The sequence below is a fragment of the Acinetobacter sp. OYA S30 genome (assembly GCF_033599315.1).
GTDB classification, from domain to species: domain Bacteria; phylum Pseudomonadota; class Gammaproteobacteria; order Pseudomonadales; family Moraxellaceae; genus Acinetobacter; species Acinetobacter baumannii.
In genome coordinates, this window is record NZ_JAWVAV010000006.1 from 131995 (window position 1) to 151618 (window position 19624).

Consider the following 19624-nt stretch of genomic DNA (forward strand, 5'->3'; position numbering starts at 1 on the left):
CTATGTTGCAAAAAGTTTTAATTGCAAACCGTGGTGAAATCGCTTTACGAATTACCCGGGCTTGCAAAACATTAGGAATCAAAACTGTTGGTATCTATTCAGATGCCGATAAAGATTTGATGCATTTACGTTTCGTTGATGAAGCAGTATGTATTGGTCCGGGTGCAAGTAGTGATAGCTATTTAAACATCCCGGCAATTATTACTGCTGCAGAAATTACTGGTGCCGATGCAATTCATCCAGGTTATGGCTTCCTTTCGGAAAATGCCGAGTTTGCTGAAATTGTAGAAAGCTCAGGTTTCACATTTATTGGCCCTCGCCCAGAACATATCCGTTTAATGGGTAACAAGGTTTCTGCAATTGTTGCAATGAAAAAAGCTGGCGTACCTACGGTACCTGGCTGCGACCATGCTGTAACTATCCATAACGCATTAGCTGAAGCGAAAGAAATCGGTTTCCCGCTTATTGTTAAAGCGGCAGCTGGTGGTGGTGGTCGTGGTATGCGTATTGTTGAACGTGTAGACACACTACTTGAGTCAGTTCAAGCGGCTCAACGTGATGCAGAAATGTGGTTCGGCGATGATACCGTATACATGGAACGCTTCTTACAAAAACCTCGCCATGTCGAAGTTCAAGTTTTAGGTGATGGTAATGGCCACGCGATTCATTTATATGACCGTGACTGTTCATTGCAACGTCGTCACCAAAAAGTGTTAGAAGAAGCTCCTGCTCCAAATCTACCGGAACAAGCACGTGCTGATATTTTACAAGCCTGTGTACACGCATGTCAGTTAATGCAATATCGTGGTGCTGGTACGTTTGAATTCTTATTTGAAGATGGTGAATTCTTCTTCATTGAAATGAATACTCGTGTTCAGGTTGAGCACCCTGTAACTGAAATGGTAACTGGTGTTGACATTATTGAACAACAATTACGTATTGCAGCTGGTTTAGGCTTAGAGCTTCAACAAGAAGATATTGAAGTTCGTGGTCATGCCATTGAATGTCGTATCAATGCCGAAGATCCAACAACATTCTTACCTTCACCAGGTAAAATTGAAAGTTTCTATGCACCAGGTGGTGCGGGTATTCGTTTAGATTCTCATATCTATCCTGGATATAGCATTCCGCCATATTACGATTCAATGATTGCAAAATTGATTGCTCATGGTAAAGATCGTGAAACTTCACTTGCCCGCATGCGTCAAGCGTTAGATGAAATGATTCTTACAGGAATTAAAACCAATATTCCTTTACATAAAGATCTTATTTTGCAGGATAAAAACTTCTGTTCTCAAGCAATGGACATCCATTACCTTGAAAAACACTTGTTAAAGCAAGTGGAAGAAGAAAAGAAAGCTGAAACTGCATAATATGCTTCATATAAAAAAGCCTCTTAAATAAGAGGCTTTTTTATATCTACTTGTTTATGGCAACATTCGGCGTAAAGTTGCGAAACATTGCTCACCCTTAGCCGTTGAGCAGAAATTAATAGTATGATCATTTTTCCATTGCACGAAATATTGAGAAATATCACCTGTCTGATCTTGCTTCTGACCAGAACAATCTACTTTATTATTATCAAACTTAATTTGCATTACTAAAGCCGATAGCTGCTCTTTAGGGTCATCAGATGGCTGATATTCATAAATACCGTATGACCACTCTTCACCACTTTTAATCACTACATCGTTACTACTGCGGAAATTATAATACTCTACACATTTTTTATTATTTGGAATCTCCATTCCCCATAATCCCATAATTTCAGGACGCGTAACAATACGTATAGCATTAGGATTACTTGCAGTGCGAACAGGTTGTGCTGGGGGCTGTTGAGTCACTGTCTCAGCCATAGCAAAACCAGAACAAGCCAATAATAATCCCATAATATAAATATTTTTCATAGATTTATTAATCATTAAACGCATGGGTTTAAGTTAGCACATTTTTTTAGAAAAACATTGTTTCATAACCATATAAAAACAATATTTTTCAACCGTAACGAACCGATACTTCTCATCAAACAATTTCTATCTTTAACTCGGTATTCCTAACAATTTTTATCACTATTTAATCTAAGAAACTGACTTTTCGATTTGTTTAGGTAACCAATAGACAAAGCACAAACCAAATAGAACCACTAAAGCAGCGATCATAAAAATATGCTCACCCGTAAGAATTTTCCAGTAATGACCAGCCAAAATACTTCCGAACGCCACTCCAAGTCCCCACATGGTGCTATAAAAAGCCTGACCTCGACCTTGCTGCCCTATTGAAAAGTTTTGAAAGATAAGCCGCATTGCGATGAGATGAAATAAGCCAAAACTAAAGGCGTGTAGGCACTGTGCAAATAGCTGACCTATGAAATAGTGAGAGAAAATAGCAACTAATAACCAGCGTATACTTGTCAAAATCAAACATACTGCTACAAGGCTACGCCAAGAAAAATATTTAAAAAACGTAGTTGCATATGCAAACATCACAATTTCAGAAACCACGCCCATAGCCCATAAAAAGCCAATTTCCGTTGTACTAAAATTTAACGATTTCAGAAAATTGCTATAGAAGCTATAAAAAGGTGCATGTGAAAAAAGAAGAATAAACTCAATTGTGAAAAAAGCAGCAACTTCAGGACGTTTCAGCACAGGCAATAAAGGTTCTAAATGCTTTTGTGAAGTTGGGGCCCCTTCTGGTTCACGTATCGTAAATGCCCAAATAAATGCTAATGAGGCAATGATAAGCAATAATATAGGCAACATTGAAATCGGAATGATTTCTAAAATTGCCCCTATTATAAATACACCTACAATAAACCCAACTGATCCCCATTTTCGAATCTTGCCATAAAGTTTCGCCCTTTGGTCTCCTAACCAAAATAAAGTTACTCCTTCAAATTGAGCTAAAATAGCATTTTGGAAAAAACTAAAAATAAGCATCAATAAAGCAACTGACTGAAAAGTATTAGGAATTATAAAAATAGCTAACCATATACATGCCTCCATCCATGTGGCAATCCGCACTAATAGCATTCTTTTACCGGATTTATCGGCGATCCAGCCCCAAACCAAAGGGGCAAAGAAGCGCGTCACAATAGCAATAGAAGATAAAATACCTATCTCTTGATAATTAAACCCCTGATCTTGGAGATATAAGTTCCAATACGGCATAAATGTGCCAACAATGGAATAATAAAAGAAGTAGAATCCGCCTAATCTGGTTTGGATTGTAAATGGTGGGAACAAGACGTGAACCTTTGTATTTTCAATAGGTTAAAAATTTTAGATAGCTGTATATGAATGTATTCATTTGCTCACACTTATAGGATGCATGTTTTTAAGCCCCATACATATCAACTTACTGACTTTCGTAATTCTATCATTTCCCACAGATGCAAATAATGTATTAAATGAAATACTTCAGGTTATTAGTTTATAGATGGGCTGGATTTAAAGTATTAAAAAAGCCTATTCATATGTGAATAGGCTTTTTAGTTTTTATCAATTATTCGTCTTACTATGAATACAAGTTATGCTAACTTCTTTGCTTCTAAATAGTGAATATCAGCAATTTGTGCATCCCAAAACTCATTCCATAAAGCACAATAATCCATACAAAGCGTTGTTAAGCTCTCATAGTCTTCTTTAGTTATTGCTTGCGCTAACGCAAACCAGAGATCATCTTCATGATCATCATCTGCTGCTTCTGAGGTTTCGTCAGTAGATACCCCATGAACATGGTAATAGCCGCCACCTTCAACATCTACACCAATAGCCTTAGTCGCTTCACGAAGTGGTGGGCTAAAAAGAATCACTTCTTCTTCGGCCACTGCAAGTAAAGCAACTACTTTAATATAACTATCATAAGATGATTCTAGAAAATTTCTTACCTGATCTGCAATTTTTGAAGGTTGATACTCTCTACGATTCTTCTCACTCAAACCATAATCATTCAATAAATCTTCATATAAAGGATAATGTGCATACTCCGGATTACCTAGATAATAATTGTCTGGGTCTGTTCCTGGCCTAAAACCAAATTCATCAAGTACATTTAAACTTAATAAAACACGTGGAAACATTTTAGCTCCAGAATGGAGTTTAGGCTCCAATTGTTTTGTCTGGAACTGGGCCATTAATAAGGCATCAGTAAAGATCTGAACAATCGCATGACGATATTCTAAATGAATTCTTGTTAAAGTGAATTTATCAAGCAATCCATTATTTAAAACTTCGATCGCCGGATGTTTACATACTGGTAATTCAGCAATTCTCGCTCTTAATTGTTTGAGAAATTTTAGATTTTCTTCCCACTGTTCTGTAGGAATACTATTCTTCATCCCCAGTAATGCCTTTTGTCTTGGATTATCGAAATCTTCAAATTTTTTTGACATAATCATTCTCAATAACAAATTAATTCTTATAGTTAGGTTATGAGTTCCCCATTATTTTAATCGTGCATTCATTTGCTACTAAATAAAATTGTATACTCATCCCTAAACAATTTGATATTAGGTTTATTATTACTACAAATCAATGGATAATTTAATGAATTTTTTTAATGAATCAAATAACAATTAATATCGAAAAATACTATTTTTTTAGGCTCTCACATGTTGTATTACATTAGCGTTTTCAATATGATTAAACTGACTTTTGCCAGAGCACTAGCCTTAAAAAAGAAACGGATTTCAAAAGATTTACTACGGGGAAATCGATGTCAAAAAGAGACACTATTATAAAAACAGCAACTGCCCTTTTTAATGAAAAAAGCTATAACTCTATTGGAGTGGACAGAATTATTGCTGAATCTAATGTTGCAAAGATGACATTCTACAAGTATTTTCCTTCAAAGGAAAAACTAATAGAATCATGCCTTTACAAAAGGAATTCTGATATACAGTCTGCTATATTAGAAAGAATCAATACCAATGACCTACCTTTAGTTCAACTCAGAAGCTTATTTAATTGGTATATTGACTGGATTTACACAGAAGACTTTAATGGATGCTTATTTAAAAAGGCAACTATGGAAGTAGTACAACTTTACCCATCCGTTAAAAATCCTATTAATGAATATAGAGAATGGCTCTATGAGCTTGTTTTTTCTATTTTAATTAAAATTCAGGTAGAAGATGCCGCTGCATTAACTAATCTATTTCTTAATATCCTCGATGGAGTTATTAATGATGGAACAATTGATAAAAATTTAATTAATGCTGAAAAAACTTGGTCTTATATTAAAAAAATAATCGATCTTGAAAAAATTGAGGAATTAGTCGCTATTTAATTTAATAACATTGAAATACTAGACTAAAAAACAAGAGTGTATACTTTTGTTTTTAGTCTAGAAGTTTCATTTAAAAATTTTATTAAGCACTAAATATTATAAAAATTAATAAGATAATTTTTCTTAAAATATTAACCAATAGAATTAGTAACAATATAAAATTTTATTAAAAAGCTTATACATAAACCCTTAATACCTCTAAAAGAGTTCTTACTCATTAGCTGTATTCCCTCAAACCAACATCATAAATCTATTGGTACTAGAATAAATTACGAAATTATAATTACTAAGAAATAAATCATAGATTATTTAGTTTCTCTAGATAAATTAAAAGAATAATATTTAAAACAAACTTAACAATAAAAATTTTTCTATAAAGTGCTTTTTCATAAATATCTATACTAAATATTGTATTGATCATATGAGCTGTTTATTTAGAGAGCAAAATTTACGAGATATTTCATAACACCAAGCAACAGCATTGCTAGTAATTCAGCACAATGATACTTTAGAAAATCTACAATCAAGCTAACCAATGAAAAGTGCAATTTCAAAATATAACTTAAAGTAGATATACTTCACGCCAAAGTTTGCTCGATATCTATTTAAAATGTCCCCTACTTCTAGCTTTTGGCGTAGTCTGTTCCGTCTCATACATATTTATGCCGGTATTTTTATTGCCCCATTTATATTTGTTGCCGCATTTACTGGCTTACTATATGCAATTACGCCTCAGCTAGAGCAATTCATCTATAAAGATGCATTAAATGTTCAGCCTTTAAATAAGGAGATATACCCTCTAAGCCAGCAGATTGAAAGCGCAAGAGAAGTCATGCCTGTAACTGCACAAATTACAGAAGTCAGACCATCACCAAGCCCTGTGCAAACTACGCGGGTTATTTTTTCCGATCATACACACCATCTAAATAATGAAGCCATTTTTATTGATCCTTATACGCTTTCTGTAAAAGGACAACTTGCTGTGTATGGAACCAGTGGCGTATTACCGTTACGTACATTCTTAGATCAATTACACAGCAATTTATTATTAGGAAAATGGGGACGTTTTTATAGTGAACTTGCTGCAAGTTGGCTTGGTTTTTTAACTTTAAGTGGGCTATACAGTTGGTGGAAGCGTCGCTCAAACTTCAAAAACGGACAAACAAATAAAAATCACTTATTAAAATGGCATAGTTCTATTGGGTTAGCTTTACTACCACTTTTATTGTTCATTGCGATTACTGGTCTTACATGGTCTCAATGGGCTGGTGATAATATTCGTATTGCCCGTCAATGGTTAAACTGGCAAACACCAACATTGACCACCTCACTAAATCAGATTTCATTGCCAGAAATGGCTCATCATGAACATCACGAAATGATCATGGAAACGCCAAATTTAGACATCATGCCAGCTGAATTCGATGCTGTATTAGCAATTGCTCGAGCAAATGGGATTAATTCAACAGAAATACAAATCAAACCGCCAGTTGCTGAGAACCAAGCTTGGACTGTTGCGGAAATACAGCGTAAATGGCCCACACAAGCAGATAGTATTGCGATTGATATGCATGAACACAAGGTAATCGATAAACTCGCTTTTAAAGATTATTCATTAGTTGCAAAACTTACACGCTGGGGAGTTGATGCACATATTGGGGTACTATTCGGTTGGGTCAATCAATTAATTCTGGTTCTGTATGCGCTCGGGCTATGTGTAATGATTGTTTATGCGTATAAAGCTTGGTTTAAAACCTCTAATGTAAAACTTACGACCCATCATTTTATTAACCAAACTTTGTTCGTATGGAAACATGCAACTACACAACAAAGAATAATTACGACATTAATGCTTGCTATTCTAGGGCTGAGTTTACCGATTTTTGGATTTAGCTTAGTCATCACCTTATTTATTTTGCTCATAAAAAAACAGCTCCCTCTTAAAGCTTAATAAAGCTCTGGTCTTTGCCAACTCATCAGCTTCTCGTATTAGGGAGGTGATCAGTTGGTAAAAGATTAAATGAATAAAATACCGGTTAAACAATTCCCTACTTGTAGTTTTGGCCGCTTCTTGGCAAGGTATGTGCCAGTAAAACATTAGGAATTTGTTCACATATGGCGAGTCCGGCACAAATCATTCGACATAAATTTCTCAATACATTCTTTTCACGCCACTCTATTTGGTTCTTGTGTATTTTTACTGCACTCACAATCACGTGGTTTAGAACCGTATATACACCTCATAGTATTTATTATTTTATTTCGGATACTTTACTCAACGGTTTATGGGTCGTCAGTGGCGCATTAAGCTTATTAGGTCTATATGATGTCTTACAAAATAGGCATTCAATCTTAAGAAATTACCCGATTATGGGCCATTTCCGTTTTTTATTTGAAGATATACGCCCTGAAATTCGCCAATACTTTATTGAAGCGGATCAAGATGCCCTTCCTTTCTCGCGTATGCAAAGAAGTTTGGTTTATCAACGTGCTAAAAATGAGAATGCAGATAAACCTTTCGGATCAATTATTGATGTCTATCAAGAAGATTATCGCTTTATTGTTCACTCCATTAGTCCATGTCCGCCAGCGGATCCTAAGAGTTTCCGTATTCAAATTGGTAATGCCCAATGCCTTCAACCTTATAGTGCATCCATTATGAATATCTCTGCCATGAGCTTTGGTAGTTTAAGTGCGAATGCAATACGTGCATTAAACAAGGGAGCACAATTAGGCGGTTTTTATCACGATACCGGTGAAGGTAGTCTCAGCCCTTATCATTTAGAAAATGGTGGTGATATTGTTTGGCAAATTGCCAGTGGATATTTTGGCTGTCGAACTTTAGACGGAAAATTTGATGAACAAAAGTTTGCTAAGCAGTCTCAATTGCCACAAATCAAAATGATTGAGCTTAAGCTTTCGCAAGGGGCTAAACCGGGCCATGGCGGTATTTTACCTAAACATAAGATTACTGCTGAAATTGCCGAGATCCGTGGTGTTTCCCGTGACCATGATTGTATCTCTCCTGCCAAGCATTCAAGCTTTTCGACACCAATTGAAATGATGCATTTCTTACAGAAGTTACGAACTTTATCTGGTGGTAAACCGGTAGGTTTCAAACTGTGTATTGGTCAACCTTGGCAGTTTATGAGTATTGTAAAAGCAATGCTTGAAACAAAAATTGTGCCTGATTTTATTGTAGTAGATGGTTCTGAAGGTGGCACTGGCGCAGCCCCTATTGAGTTTAGTGACTATATCGGAACACCATTACGTGAAGGCCTACGCTTTGTTCATAATACACTTGTAGGTGCTGGCCTAAGAGATCAAGTTAAAATTGGTGCGAGCGGTAAAATTATTAGTGCATTTGATATTGCCAGCACATTTGCTCTCGGTGCAGATTGGGTGAACTCAGCACGTGGCTTTATGTTTGCAGTTGGATGTATTCAAGCGCAAAGTTGCCATACAAACCAATGTCCTGTAGGCGTTGCAACCCAAGATAAAGATCGCCAGAAAGCACTCCATGTACCGACCAAAGCAGAACGTGTATTTAATTTCCATAAAAATACATTACATGCATTATCAGAAATGATTGCTGCAGCAGGTTTACGTCATCCATCGGATATTAAAGCTCATCATTTAGCTCAACGGATTAATGACCGTGAAATTAAAAACTATGCTCAATTACACTTCTTCTTAAAAGAAGGTGAGCTTTTACAATCTGAACTGAAAAATGATGATGATAATTTCTATTATCGTATGTGGAATATGGCTGACGCCAATCATTTTTAAATAGTTAAAACTGGAGCTGCCTATAGAGGCAGCTTCAAACTTTAATAATAAAAATGTTTCGGCTTTGCATGCAAAAAGGCTGGAATTAAACCTGTTAAAGCCGCACGAATATCTGCACGTTCGTTAATTAATTGATGAGAACCCTCTTCTAGCATCAATAATGTTTGAAGCCTAAACTTACGGCGAATAAACTCGATGTTGTAACGCCAGTCTACTGTTTGATCTAATGCCCCTTGTGCAAGCCAGACAGGAATACGACAAGCAGGTCGCTCTTCCATTTCCTGCATCCATTTTGACATTGCCAAAATCCAATCCATGCCCATCATGCGTGGCTGCAATGGATCTTTTAAACGAATAAATCTTAAAAATTCAGGATTATGGTTATTCCGTCTAAAGTGTCGAGGCACTTGGCGTTTAATACGACGGATAATGCCTAGACCTACCGGATTATGCCACCATGCTGTTTTAGCAGGTCGAATTAATGGTGAAAGCAATAAAACCCTATCGACGATTGGGTCTTGTCTTTTTTCTGCATACTCAAGCAAGTGATGCATCCAGATTGCCCCACCCGTACTTTGCCCAATACCTACCCATGGTTTCGGTAATTGATCAGCATGTTTGACATATTGATAAACCGCCATCAGAACTTGTTGATAATGGTCAAAATTTTGAATACTTGCAGGTGAACCATTACTCAAACCATGACCAGGTAAGTCGTAGGTAATAACACTAAAGCCTTGTTCAAGTATTTCGCGAATAATGGGCTGATAAATTCCGCTATGCTCCAGATAACCATGCAATAAACATACGGTTCCTTGGATTTTGTCTAATTTAGGTTTAAAAACTTGGACATGCAGACGAAATAAAGGCATTTGGACATAGCCTTGCCAATGCTCACAGTCCAGTAAATGTAAACCGTATAATTTACGGTATGCTAAAAGCTCACGAGAAGGTTCTTCTAAGGTATTTAAATTGAGTGGGCTTAAAACTTGTGGAGTGAGTTCACGGTTCGGAACCGGTAAATCTAATTGTTTTAATACGGCAGGATTGAGAAATGGAATCTCAGACATTAAGGCACCTCTCGACAATCACTTGAACCAAATAACATGTCACGAATTGTCGCAAGTAATTCATAATTTGCACGACGACTATGATCGTAGTTTTGTATACTCGGTTGCCAACGTGTAAGCGGTGTTGGCATTGGAGCAGTAACAGGAATAGTCTCTATCCCATTTAAAGCAAATAAACGGCGCGTACGAGGCATATGATATTCATCTGTGACCAACATAACTGTAGGCGCACCACCTTTCTTTTGAAGTAACAATGAACTAAAGCGAGTATTCTCACAGGTATTCATACTGCGCTTTTCTAATAATTTTGCATCTACCCCACGTGCTTTCAACCATGCTTGCATATAAGGGGCTTCAACTCCACTTAGTACGATAGGTAGATGGTTTTTCTTTTCAACTTCTAAGGTTTTTTCTAGTCTTAACCGCGTATAGCTGTTAACTACAATATCTTTGCCATTTTTATCTAAAGTTAAACCACCGCCCAATACTACAATCGCATAAGGTTCTGATAACTTTTTAGGTTGAGCAGGCAGAGGGTTTCTACGAACATATTCAACTTTCTGCTCAGGCTCACTCGCCGCTTTTTGATGCTCTGGCACTACAGGTTTTCTTGCTAAAAACTCCGTATATTGCTCTGTAAGGGCTTTATTTTCAGAACTATTAATAGAAAGTGCTGCATCGATAGGACTACTTGCTTCATCAGCCGCATCAATTTCTGAGTTTTTCGCAACCAAAGGAACACTCACAGCCATCGTTTCTTTCTCTTCCTGTAGTTCTTGTTCTTTTTCTTCTAAAAGAATAATTTGCTGCAAAGCCTTATAGTTTTCTTGTATGTAACCCAAATCTGCTGTCTTATTTTCACGTAAAGCATCTTCTGTTAACTTCAAATAAGCCTGACGAGCAATCCATAAATTTGACCCCGGCTCTAAGTTATCATGTTCACTTAATGCTGCTTTTCGCTGGCTTTCCGCAGCCACCTCATTAACATCTACCGGAACAAAATAGTTAAGTCCAGCTACAATAAGTTTTGAATAAAACGGCGAATACAAAAAAATCACGAAACAGCCTAATAGTACAAATAGTACAGTAACTACTTGTACAAAACGTACCATCAAGTGTACTTTTGGCATAAAACTATTCCGTATGATTTTCAATTAAACCTAAATTGTTATAAAGCACAGGCTCTGGTTCTAACATAATTTGGAAACGCTGTTCAACATCATGTTGTACAGCTTGATAAGTTTTCTTTACATCCGCAAGAGATGCATTGGCATAATTCACCAAAACCAAGGCTTGCTTATGGAACATTCCCACTACACCGAGCTGTTTACCTTTCCATCCAGCCTGATCAATTAACCAACCAGCAGCAATTTTAACGTTACCATTCGCTTGAGGATAATGTGGAATTGTTGAGAATTGTGCGATTAATCGTTCAAATTCTTGTGTATTTACAATCGGATTTTTAAAGAAACTTCCTACATTCGGATATTCTTTTGGATCAGGTAATTTACTTTGACGAATATGAATGACCTGATTTTGTAAATTTTCAGCAGTCAGGTTATCTCCTACTGCCTGTTTTAAATCACCATAATTTAGCTTTAGATTGGCTTGTTTAAGCAGCTTAAAGGTGACATGAGTAATGATGTAACGAGCTGGGTCATCTTTAAAAATGCTATGACGGTAAGAAAAATGACAATCTGCTGCCGAAATTGATCCGGTTTGTTTTAATAGACAGTCATAGACTTGTACCGACTCAATAAACTCACCAACCTCAACACCATAAGCACCAATATTTTGCACTGGTGAAGCACCAACCAAGCCCGGAATAAGTGCCAAGTTCTGCAAGCCAAACCAATTCTGCTTTGTAGTATATAAAACGAAATCGTGCCAAACCTGCCCTGCACCGACTTTAACTCGAATAAAATCCTGATCTTCAGATAAAACGTCTATACCCTGAATATCAAGATGAATAACTAAAGCATTAATTTGTTGCGGTAATAGCATGTTACTACCGCCAGATAATACAAGTACATTTAGCTCATGCTCTTTAGCAAAAGCTAAAGCTTCTTCAATATCTTCAATAGATTTGACCTTAGTGTAATGAGAAGCTGTAACATCTAAACTTAAAGTATTGAATGGCTTAAGCTGTACTTGATTTTGAATTTGCATTGTATTGAAAAACCTGTTTTTAAACATTCAATTGTTTTTTTAGGATATTAATCCACGCCAACGCACTTGATTCACATTGGTCGAGTACACGTTCAAAGCCCTCATCTCCACCATAGTAAGGGTCAGGCAGAGCTTGTTGTGGATATTGAGGATCATGTTCACTCATTAATGCCACTTTTGCCCGAATTTGATGACTGCCAAATTGGAAGATAGCTCTTTGTAGCAAGTCGTGAATATCATCAAAGTTTTGATGATCCATTGCCAAAATCAAATCAAAATCTAAAAAGTCTTGAGTTGAAAGTTGTCTTGCCCGCAAAGAAGATAAGTCATAGCCTCTTTTTTTTGCATGCAATTGGCTACGCTGATCAGGTGCTTTATTTGGATGATAGTTACTTGTTCCAGCTGAATCGACAATGATATTGAGTTGATGCTGATCACAATAATGTCTAAATACCACTTCAGCCGTGGGAGAACGGCAAATATTTCCTAAACAGACACATAACACCTTATACTGTGCTTCCATTAGAAATTTATTCCAACCACTTAAACTAAAAAATAAATAAGTATTTTACACGCAAAAATCTGCAAAAACCCGACAAAATTATTCATTATTATCAGGTTTGAATTGACCATTGTGACAAGCTCTCATTTTCTCAAAACTCACGCGGCTTGAAAAGTAAAATGAGAGATTTTAAAGGAATTTTCTATGTGCTCAATCCTCAACTCAATCTTGATTGTCTTTCAAGATTGAGTATCTGTAGCAATGAACACTGAAAAATCTAATAGCTTATAAATATTGCAGGATCAGTATGAGGAAAAATTATTAAAAGAATTTGATATCAGTTGGAGTCGATATTTTAGCTGCATCGCCTAAAGGTTTTAATGAGCCATTTTTTGTATCAAAACGGAATAAGCTAATGTTATTACTATAAACATTCGTCACATACAGATATTTACCTGACTCATCAAATGAAAAAGCACGTGGTTCAATACCATTGGCCTTATAAACTTGTGGTTGACCTAACAGCCCATTCTGTTGGATTTTAAATACCAAAAGTTTGTTGTCCGCACCACGATTTGCAGCGATCACATACTTACCATTTGGACTAAGAATAATTCCACTTGCACTCTTGAATTCAGGTGTTTTGTCTTCGTGAACTAGTTTTAGCTCAGCGACTTTTTTCAAATGGCCATCTTGTACGTTAAACGTCACAATTTCACTTCGCATTTCTGCGGTAATGTATGCCTGTTTACCATTTGGTGAAAAGACCATATGACGTGGACCAGAACCATGCTTAAAACTCACATCTCGGCTCTTATCCGCTTCAAGTGGGTGAGGCTTACTTGGGTTGTAACGAAAAGCATAGACTTTGTCATTTCCAAGATCACTTGCATATAAATACTTACCATCTGGGCTAAAAGTTGTCGAATGGGCATGGCCACTATCCTGACGCCCTTTAACATGACCAGAACCCTCCGCAAAAACAATATTTTGTACCATTTCACCCAAATGTCCATTTGGTAAAATTGGCAAAACAGCGACACCGCCACGTCCTTTATCAAATGCAGAGTAATTTGATACAAATAGGAATTTACCATCTAAACTGATGGATGCATGTGTTGGATGCCCGCCATGACTATTTACCGTGTTCAATACCTCTACCTTTCCGTTTTGAACCGATAATGCCGTTACCGCCCCTTCATTTTCTTCATTAGTGGTATATGCAAAACGGCCATCTTTCGATTTTACAACCCAAGATGGACTTTTCATTTGCAATACCTTAACAGGAGTTAAGGTCCCGTCAGCATTAACTTGTAGCTGGTACAAACCTTCACTGGCTTTTTCTGGTTTTTGCACAAGCGGTGCATCTGGGATAGATGTCCAGGTTCCTACTAAAGCGATTTGTTGTTGTGCTGCGTTTACTGTAGAGCCCCATCCAAATGACAAAAGCGTCAATGATAATGTTGCTGTTAATTTTTGAATTAGCTCACGATACTTAATATTTGCGTATCCATTTTTGTCGGTATCCTTGCCGTATCCAGTATTGACATCAATATCTATTTTCACATGCATATCCTTAAAAAAATTTACCTTACTTGCATTTACCAATAAGGTATTCACAATCTAATTTCATTTAATGATTTTGAAAATTAGTTTATAAAATGCCAATTTTCAAGTGAATTTTCTTTAACTAAATGCAGCTTTAAAATACGGCTACTTTTAAGAGAATTTGCAGAATGAATCCTATAGAATGCATCTATAATAATTTTCAAAAATAAGGAAATAATGTATATGAGCTATTTTCAGTTTCAGACCGTTCCCAACATTATTTCAGGACTCGGTTCTATACAAGAATTACAAAATGTGTTGGCATCAAAAACTTACCGCAAGTTATTATTGGTAACTGATGTGGGTATGATTAAAAATCAGTTACACCTGCCTATTCTTCAAATTTTAGATACTCTTAAAATTGAACATGTCATTTATGCCGATGTTCAGGCCGACCCACCAGAGCAAGTGGTATTAGATGCAGCGAATTATGCTAAACAGCAAAATGTAGATGTTATTGTCGGCTTTGGAGGCGGAAGTTCTTTAGATGTAGCCAAAGTGATTGCCTTACTCGCACATCCCAACCAAACTCAAAACCTACAAGAAATGTACGGGGTAAATCAGGTCAAAACAGCCCGACTTCCACTTATTTTAATTCCCACTACAGCCGGTACTGGCTCGGAAGTGACGCCCATATCAATAGTGACTACAGGTGAAACGACAAAAATGGGAATTGTCTCTCCGGTACTCTATGCCGATACAGCAATTCTTGATGCAACTTTTACTCAAAATCTACCTGCCCATATTACGGCTGCTACAGGTATTGATGCGATGGTCCATGCCATTGAGGCATATACCTCTAAACATAAGAAAAATATTTATACCGATATTTTAGCGAAACACGCTTTGAAGCTGCTGAACCATAACTTACCGAAAGTTCTTAAAAACGGTAATGATTTAGAGGCACGTCAGAACATGCTGTTCGGCTCAATGCTTGCGGGTCAGGCATTTGCAAACTCACCTGTTGCTGCCGTGCATGCTTTAGCCTATCCATTGGGTGGACATTTTCATTTGTCGCATGGACATACCAATGCTTTGGTGCTCGTTGAAGTACTGAAATTTAATGCGCCTTATGCTAAACAATATTATGCAGAACTTATGCAATGGCTTGATCCATATAGTAATGGCAGCACCGATGGTTTGTGTGATCTGTTTATTGACCATATGCAAAATCACTTAGACCGTAGTGGTTTGACTTTAAAACTTAGTGAGTTAGGTATTGAAGAGTCTAGCTTACCAAGACTTGCTCAAGATGCCATGTTGCAAACTCGATTACTGCAAAATAATCCACGTGACATGACAGAAGCAGCTGCTTTAGCAATTTATCAGGCGATTTATTAATGACTAAACCCGTTTTAAAAACTCGTGATCAATTTAAATTCTTTTTAGATATTCAAACTCGCTGGGCAGATAATGATATTTACGGTCATGTGAATAATGTGACCTACTATAGCTATTTTGATACGGCAGCCAATGCTTTGCTCATCCAGAAAACAGGTTTTGATATTCATGAAGCAAAATCAATTGGTTTAGTCGTTGACTCAGCTTGTAGCTTTTTTCAAGAGTTATCATTTCCAGAAGTTATTCAGGTAGGTGTTGCGATTGGTAAAATTGGTACAACATCTTTACGCTATGAATTGGCAATCTTTAAACAAGGTCAAGACCAAGCATCAGCTCAAGGACATTTTGTGCATGTGTTTGTTGACCGTGAAACACGCAATACTGTTCCAATATCCGAGTCAGTCCGTGAAGTTTTAGAGAATTTTTTATTATAAAAAATGAGGCAAAAAGAAAATAAGCTCCTCTTTTTGCCTCATCCTAACTTAGATCATTGCAGGATCACTAAAGGAGTCCTCACCTGTTTCGACTCGGCCAGCAAAACGTCGGTAATAATACAGATCACTCTGGCTCGTAACTTCAAAATCATACCAATGCCCAACATCAGCCAACGACCAATGTTGCTTAATAACTTGTCTCGCTTTTACGGTCAGTTGCAATGGCGCATCTTGTCGATATGCACAAGGTTTTACTGTCAATATTGTATCCTTGGCTCCCTCATTCATGAGTTCGACATAAACATCACCATTAGCAATGTCATAGCACACTCGAATTTCAGGTTTAACACTACTATCGATAATACGTTGAGTATCCCCTTTAAAATGACGATGGTAGCCATTTGGACCAAGTACCCATAGGTCATAACGGCCTAAGTTATCGTTTAAAGCATCCCACTCATCATCTAAAGTTTTATTCGGCTCGACAATATAACGCTTTGGAATACGGTCTAAATTGAGCTTGTCATATACATGGAAAACCGCTGCTTGCTTACCCGTATTAGAAAAAATCAATTTCACCTTACCATCTGCTTTACAACGCGCACTGGTATGCAACTCATAAGGTAGCGCCCGTGATAGACGGATCCCACTTTGCTGAATGGGTAACTTAATATCCGTAGGTACAGGAACGGCTGGCAAAGCTTCCTGATTTTCTCTTAACTCATCTGCCTGCACACGTGTTTGTTTACCACTCAGCTGCGGTAAAACATCTGCATTTGGTGTTTTAAAGTTAAATGCACTGGTTAAATCACCACACACTGCACGACGGTATGGACTGATATTCGGCTCTTTTACTCCAAAACGTTTTTCTAAAAACATGAGCACGGAAGTATGATCAAAAACTTGTGAGTTGACCCAACCGCCACGACTCCATGGAGAAATCACATATAAAGGAACACGAGGACCCGGACCATAAACTCGTCCATCAGGTGTAGGCTGTGAATGGCTCCCCTCAGGTGCAGCATGATCAAAATATTCATCTTGCATATCAGCATTGCTTAGTGTCGATTTACCTGCGTACTGGCCGTTTTTGAGTCGAGATGGTGCTGATGGCGATGGCATATGGTCAAAGTAACCATCATTTTCATCAAAGTTGATGAGCAGAGCCGTTTTACTCCACACCTCTGGTACAGCAGTTAATGCATCAATAATTTCTTGAATAAACCAAGCTCCTTGAACTGGGCTTGAAGGGTCTGGATGTTCGCAGTATATCGATGGCGCGTTAATCCAAGAAACTTGAGGTAACTTCCCTTCACGAATATCTCTTTTAAAAGCGTCGAGATACTCTTCTGGTTTATTGCCCGGTAGCGTATTTGCAATGCCTTTATAGAGTGGATTTTTGGCATTATCAGTAGCCGCATCATAGGCTTTATACGGTAGTTTTTGACCCGTATCGGCATACGGTTTATTCGGCTCTCCACCGCTTGAAACGGGATAACCGGATGCAATGTTGGCCTTTCTAAAAGAACGGAATGCACCCAACATATTATCGCCCCATTCATCTGGCATATTCTGATAACAAATCCAGCTTATCCCTGCTTCTTCTAATCTTTCGGCATAGGTTTTCCAAGTGTAACCACGGTCTGCCGTCGCTGGGTTACCATCAATCCAGTCCCATTCATTATTTACAAATGAACGCTTGGTCGGTGTTGCACCATTGGTACCAGTTAAATGAAAAGAGCGGTTCGCATCTGTTCCGGTGTGCATAGAACAATGGTAGGCATCACAAATCGTAAAGGCATTGGCAAGTGCAAACTGATATGGAATTTCTTTTTCTTTAAAATAACCCATTGAGATATCAGTTTTATGAGTTGGCCAGTTCACCATGCGCCCATTGTCCCAAGCCAGCTGACTGTCGTTCCAAGTATGTGGCGTACCATCTGCACGCTGTGCATTATTGGCTGTTCCATCTAAGTGAAATGGAGTTAAAACCTGACCATTACTTCTCAGCTGTTCCCAGACACGGCGACCATTTGGCAGAGGAATCGTAAAACGGTCAGCAAAGCCTCGAACGCCCTTTAACGTACCAAAATAATGGTCAAAAGATCGGTTTTCCTGCATTAAGATGATGACATGTTCAACATCCTGAATAGTGCCCGTTTTATTATTTGCAGGAATTGCTAGAGCTTTTTGAATACTCGATGGGAAAGCCGCCAACGCTGCAGCGCCAAAGCCCATATTTAAAGAGTAATTTAAAAATTTACGACGTGTAATCATGATCAAATTCTTTTTATTATTTAAGTTTATGGAGCACAGCGCATGACAGGCTTTTTACCTGTGTCGGGTGTATTCGAATTATCATTTGCCGAGTCGTTACAACCACTCAGCAGAATGGCACCGATTAATAAAAAATAAGAATATTTAAAGGAAATTGTTCCTGTGTATTGCCTTTTCATGACGATATATAGTCCATTTAAAATCTAAAATGGCTAACATAGAAAAGTACAATGACAGTGGCGTGACCTGAATATTTCAATCCAGTGAAAACTATGAAAATTCTATTTTTTCAAGTTTCTCACCAGATCAAAACTCAATTGAACTTAAGGCTTTAATTGAATATTTTGCAGCTCACCATCAAAAGTCTCTATGAGGCTTTTAATAACGGGTTGTTGCTGTAATAGTTCTGTAGCCCGATGGAAAGCTTTTTCTTTACGAACGCTTTGCATAACATACGGTGTAGCAGTATTGACTGCACCATACTCGACCGTAAATTGTGTATTTGGCCACTGCTGCTTTAAAGCTTCAATTAAGGCTTGTTGTAGCTGAGTCAACATATTTTCATATTCTTGAGGAATATGGAAAACCGTGTTGCCACCAATTTCCCCAGTCATCACACCATGTTGAGCAAGTTCTTGAACGGCTGGAGAAAGCTGGCTATTTCTAAACCAAAACTCCCACTTTTCAAGTGTCCACTCACCTTCCAAAGTTTGTGATGGCAACTTTAAAATATCTTGTGGCATCAGCTGGCTGTTATCTGTTGCGTTAGGCTCTTTTACTACCGCAACTTTTTCAACAATTTCAGCTTGCACCAATGACTGTTTTTCAATAACAGGTTCAGAAACCAAGTCATAAGCTGACGTATCTTGAGCAAGTGAAAATTCAGCATTCGATGCTTCAAATAAACCTATAGGCTCAGCAGTAGAAGCTGGTTCAGGTTCGATTTGTTTGACTTGGGTTTCAGCCTGAACTTGTACTAACTTTTGTTCTGGTACCGGAATGAAATCTTCCTCAAGAACACTAACAGTCTCTTGAACAACTGCTGACTCAAGTCCAATCAACTCATGATGATTTGGGTCAAATACCATTAAGTCCTGATTAGGCTGAGGTTCAGGTTCAGGTTCAGGTTCAGGTTCAGGTTCAGG

Annotated in this window: 16 protein-coding genes and 1 pseudogene; 6 read left to right on the forward strand and 11 right to left on the reverse strand. The window is 37.5% G+C overall.

The features are described from left to right. The first annotated feature begins 2 nt into the window (after positions 1-2). Positions 3-1373 carry an acetyl-CoA carboxylase biotin carboxylase subunit gene (gene accC / locus R5R67_RS05230; RefSeq protein ID WP_000939648.1) on the forward strand — a complete coding sequence of 457 codons (1371 nt, stop codon included), beginning with the start codon at positions 3-5 and terminating at the stop codon, positions 1371-1373. Between the two features lie 54 nt (positions 1374-1427). Here the strand turns inward: accC and R5R67_RS05235 are convergent, their stop codons facing one another. The 3 genes from R5R67_RS05235 to R5R67_RS05245 form a co-directional block, all read right to left on the reverse strand. Beyond that, positions 1428-1931, reverse strand: coding sequence for a hypothetical protein (locus R5R67_RS05235; protein ID WP_001238661.1), 504 nt, complete (start codon positions 1929-1931; stop codon positions 1428-1430). 147 nt (positions 1932-2078) lie between these two features. After that, positions 2079-3245 (reverse strand): MFS transporter, encoded by a 1167-nt coding sequence (locus tag R5R67_RS05240; protein ID WP_206536207.1) that lies wholly within the window; start codon positions 3243-3245, stop codon positions 2079-2081. 284 nt (positions 3246-3529) lie between these two features. Further along, positions 3530-4393 (reverse strand): iron-containing redox enzyme family protein, encoded by an 864-nt coding sequence (locus tag R5R67_RS05245; protein ID WP_000037359.1) that lies wholly within the window; start codon positions 4391-4393, stop codon positions 3530-3532. 323 nt (positions 4394-4716) lie between these two features. Here R5R67_RS05245 and R5R67_RS05250 point away from each other — a divergent pair, with 323 nt between their 5' ends. From R5R67_RS05250 to R5R67_RS05260, 3 genes are all read left to right on the forward strand, one after another. Then, positions 4717-5289 carry a TetR/AcrR family transcriptional regulator gene (locus R5R67_RS05250; RefSeq protein WP_000043926.1) on the forward strand — a complete coding sequence of 191 codons (573 nt, stop codon included), beginning with the start codon at positions 4717-4719 and terminating at the stop codon, positions 5287-5289. A gap of 610 nt (positions 5290-5899) precedes the next feature. Then, entirely contained in the window at positions 5900-7240 is a 1341-nt protein-coding gene (locus tag R5R67_RS05255) for a PepSY-associated TM helix domain-containing protein (RefSeq protein WP_000075448.1), read from the forward strand. 164 nt (positions 7241-7404) lie between these two features. Beyond that, the gene (locus tag R5R67_RS05260) at positions 7405-9078 is read left to right on the forward strand and encodes an FMN-binding glutamate synthase family protein (RefSeq protein WP_000157981.1); all 1674 of its coding nucleotides are present in this window, start codon (positions 7405-7407) and stop codon (positions 9076-9078) included. A 41-nt stretch (positions 9079-9119) separates the two neighbouring features. Here R5R67_RS05260 and R5R67_RS05265 read toward each other — a convergent pair whose 3' ends face one another. From R5R67_RS05265 to R5R67_RS05285, 5 genes are all read right to left on the reverse strand, one after another. After that, positions 9120-10148: an alpha/beta hydrolase gene (locus tag R5R67_RS05265; protein WP_001290023.1), complete on the reverse strand. Its 1029-nt coding sequence runs from the start codon at positions 10146-10148 to the stop codon at positions 9120-9122. Next, positions 10148-11278, reverse strand: a complete 1131-nt coding sequence (locus R5R67_RS05270; protein ID WP_001127147.1) for a YdcF family protein — start codon at positions 11276-11278, stop codon at positions 10148-10150. Before R5R67_RS05270 ends, R5R67_RS05265 begins: the two co-directional genes overlap by 1 nt. Before the next feature lie 4 nt (positions 11279-11282). Beyond that, positions 11283-12317, reverse strand: coding sequence for a UDP-N-acetylmuramate dehydrogenase (gene murB, locus R5R67_RS05275; RefSeq protein ID WP_001166919.1), 1035 nt, complete (start codon positions 12315-12317; stop codon positions 11283-11285). Between the two features lie 19 nt (positions 12318-12336). Then, on the reverse strand, positions 12337-12840 hold the full coding sequence (locus R5R67_RS05280) for a low molecular weight protein-tyrosine-phosphatase (RefSeq protein WP_000388070.1): 504 nt from the start codon (positions 12838-12840) through the stop codon (positions 12337-12339). Between the two features lie 300 nt (positions 12841-13140). After that, positions 13141-14391 carry a lactonase family protein gene (locus R5R67_RS05285; RefSeq protein ID WP_396232451.1) on the reverse strand — a complete coding sequence of 417 codons (1251 nt, stop codon included), beginning with the start codon at positions 14389-14391 and terminating at the stop codon, positions 13141-13143. Positions 14392-14610: 219 nt separating this feature from the next. On the opposite strand from R5R67_RS05285, the gene R5R67_RS05290 reads away from it, so the two are divergent. Further along, positions 14611-15768 (forward strand): iron-containing alcohol dehydrogenase, encoded by a 1158-nt coding sequence (locus tag R5R67_RS05290; protein WP_002061745.1) that lies wholly within the window; start codon positions 14611-14613, stop codon positions 15766-15768. Next, positions 15768-16202: an acyl-CoA thioesterase gene (locus R5R67_RS05295; protein WP_000165803.1), complete on the forward strand. Its 435-nt coding sequence runs from the start codon at positions 15768-15770 to the stop codon at positions 16200-16202. Before R5R67_RS05290 ends, R5R67_RS05295 begins: the two co-directional genes overlap by 1 nt. 48 nt (positions 16203-16250) lie before the next feature. Here the strand turns inward: R5R67_RS05295 and R5R67_RS05300 are convergent, their stop codons facing one another. The 3 genes and pseudogenes from R5R67_RS05300 to R5R67_RS05310 form a co-directional block, all read right to left on the reverse strand. Then, on the reverse strand, positions 16251-18479 hold the full coding sequence (locus tag R5R67_RS05300; protein WP_000633006.1) for a phosphocholine-specific phospholipase C: 2229 nt from the start codon (positions 18477-18479) through the stop codon (positions 16251-16253). Positions 18480-18505: 26 nt separating this feature from the next. Further along, a complete protein-coding gene (locus tag R5R67_RS05305; protein ID WP_002011867.1) occupies positions 18506-18658 on the reverse strand; it encodes a hypothetical protein in 153 nt (50 codons plus the stop codon). Positions 18659-18802: 144 nt separating this feature from the next. After that, positions 18803-19624, reverse strand: a pseudogene (locus R5R67_RS05310) (DNA polymerase III subunit gamma/tau); the annotation flags it as partial.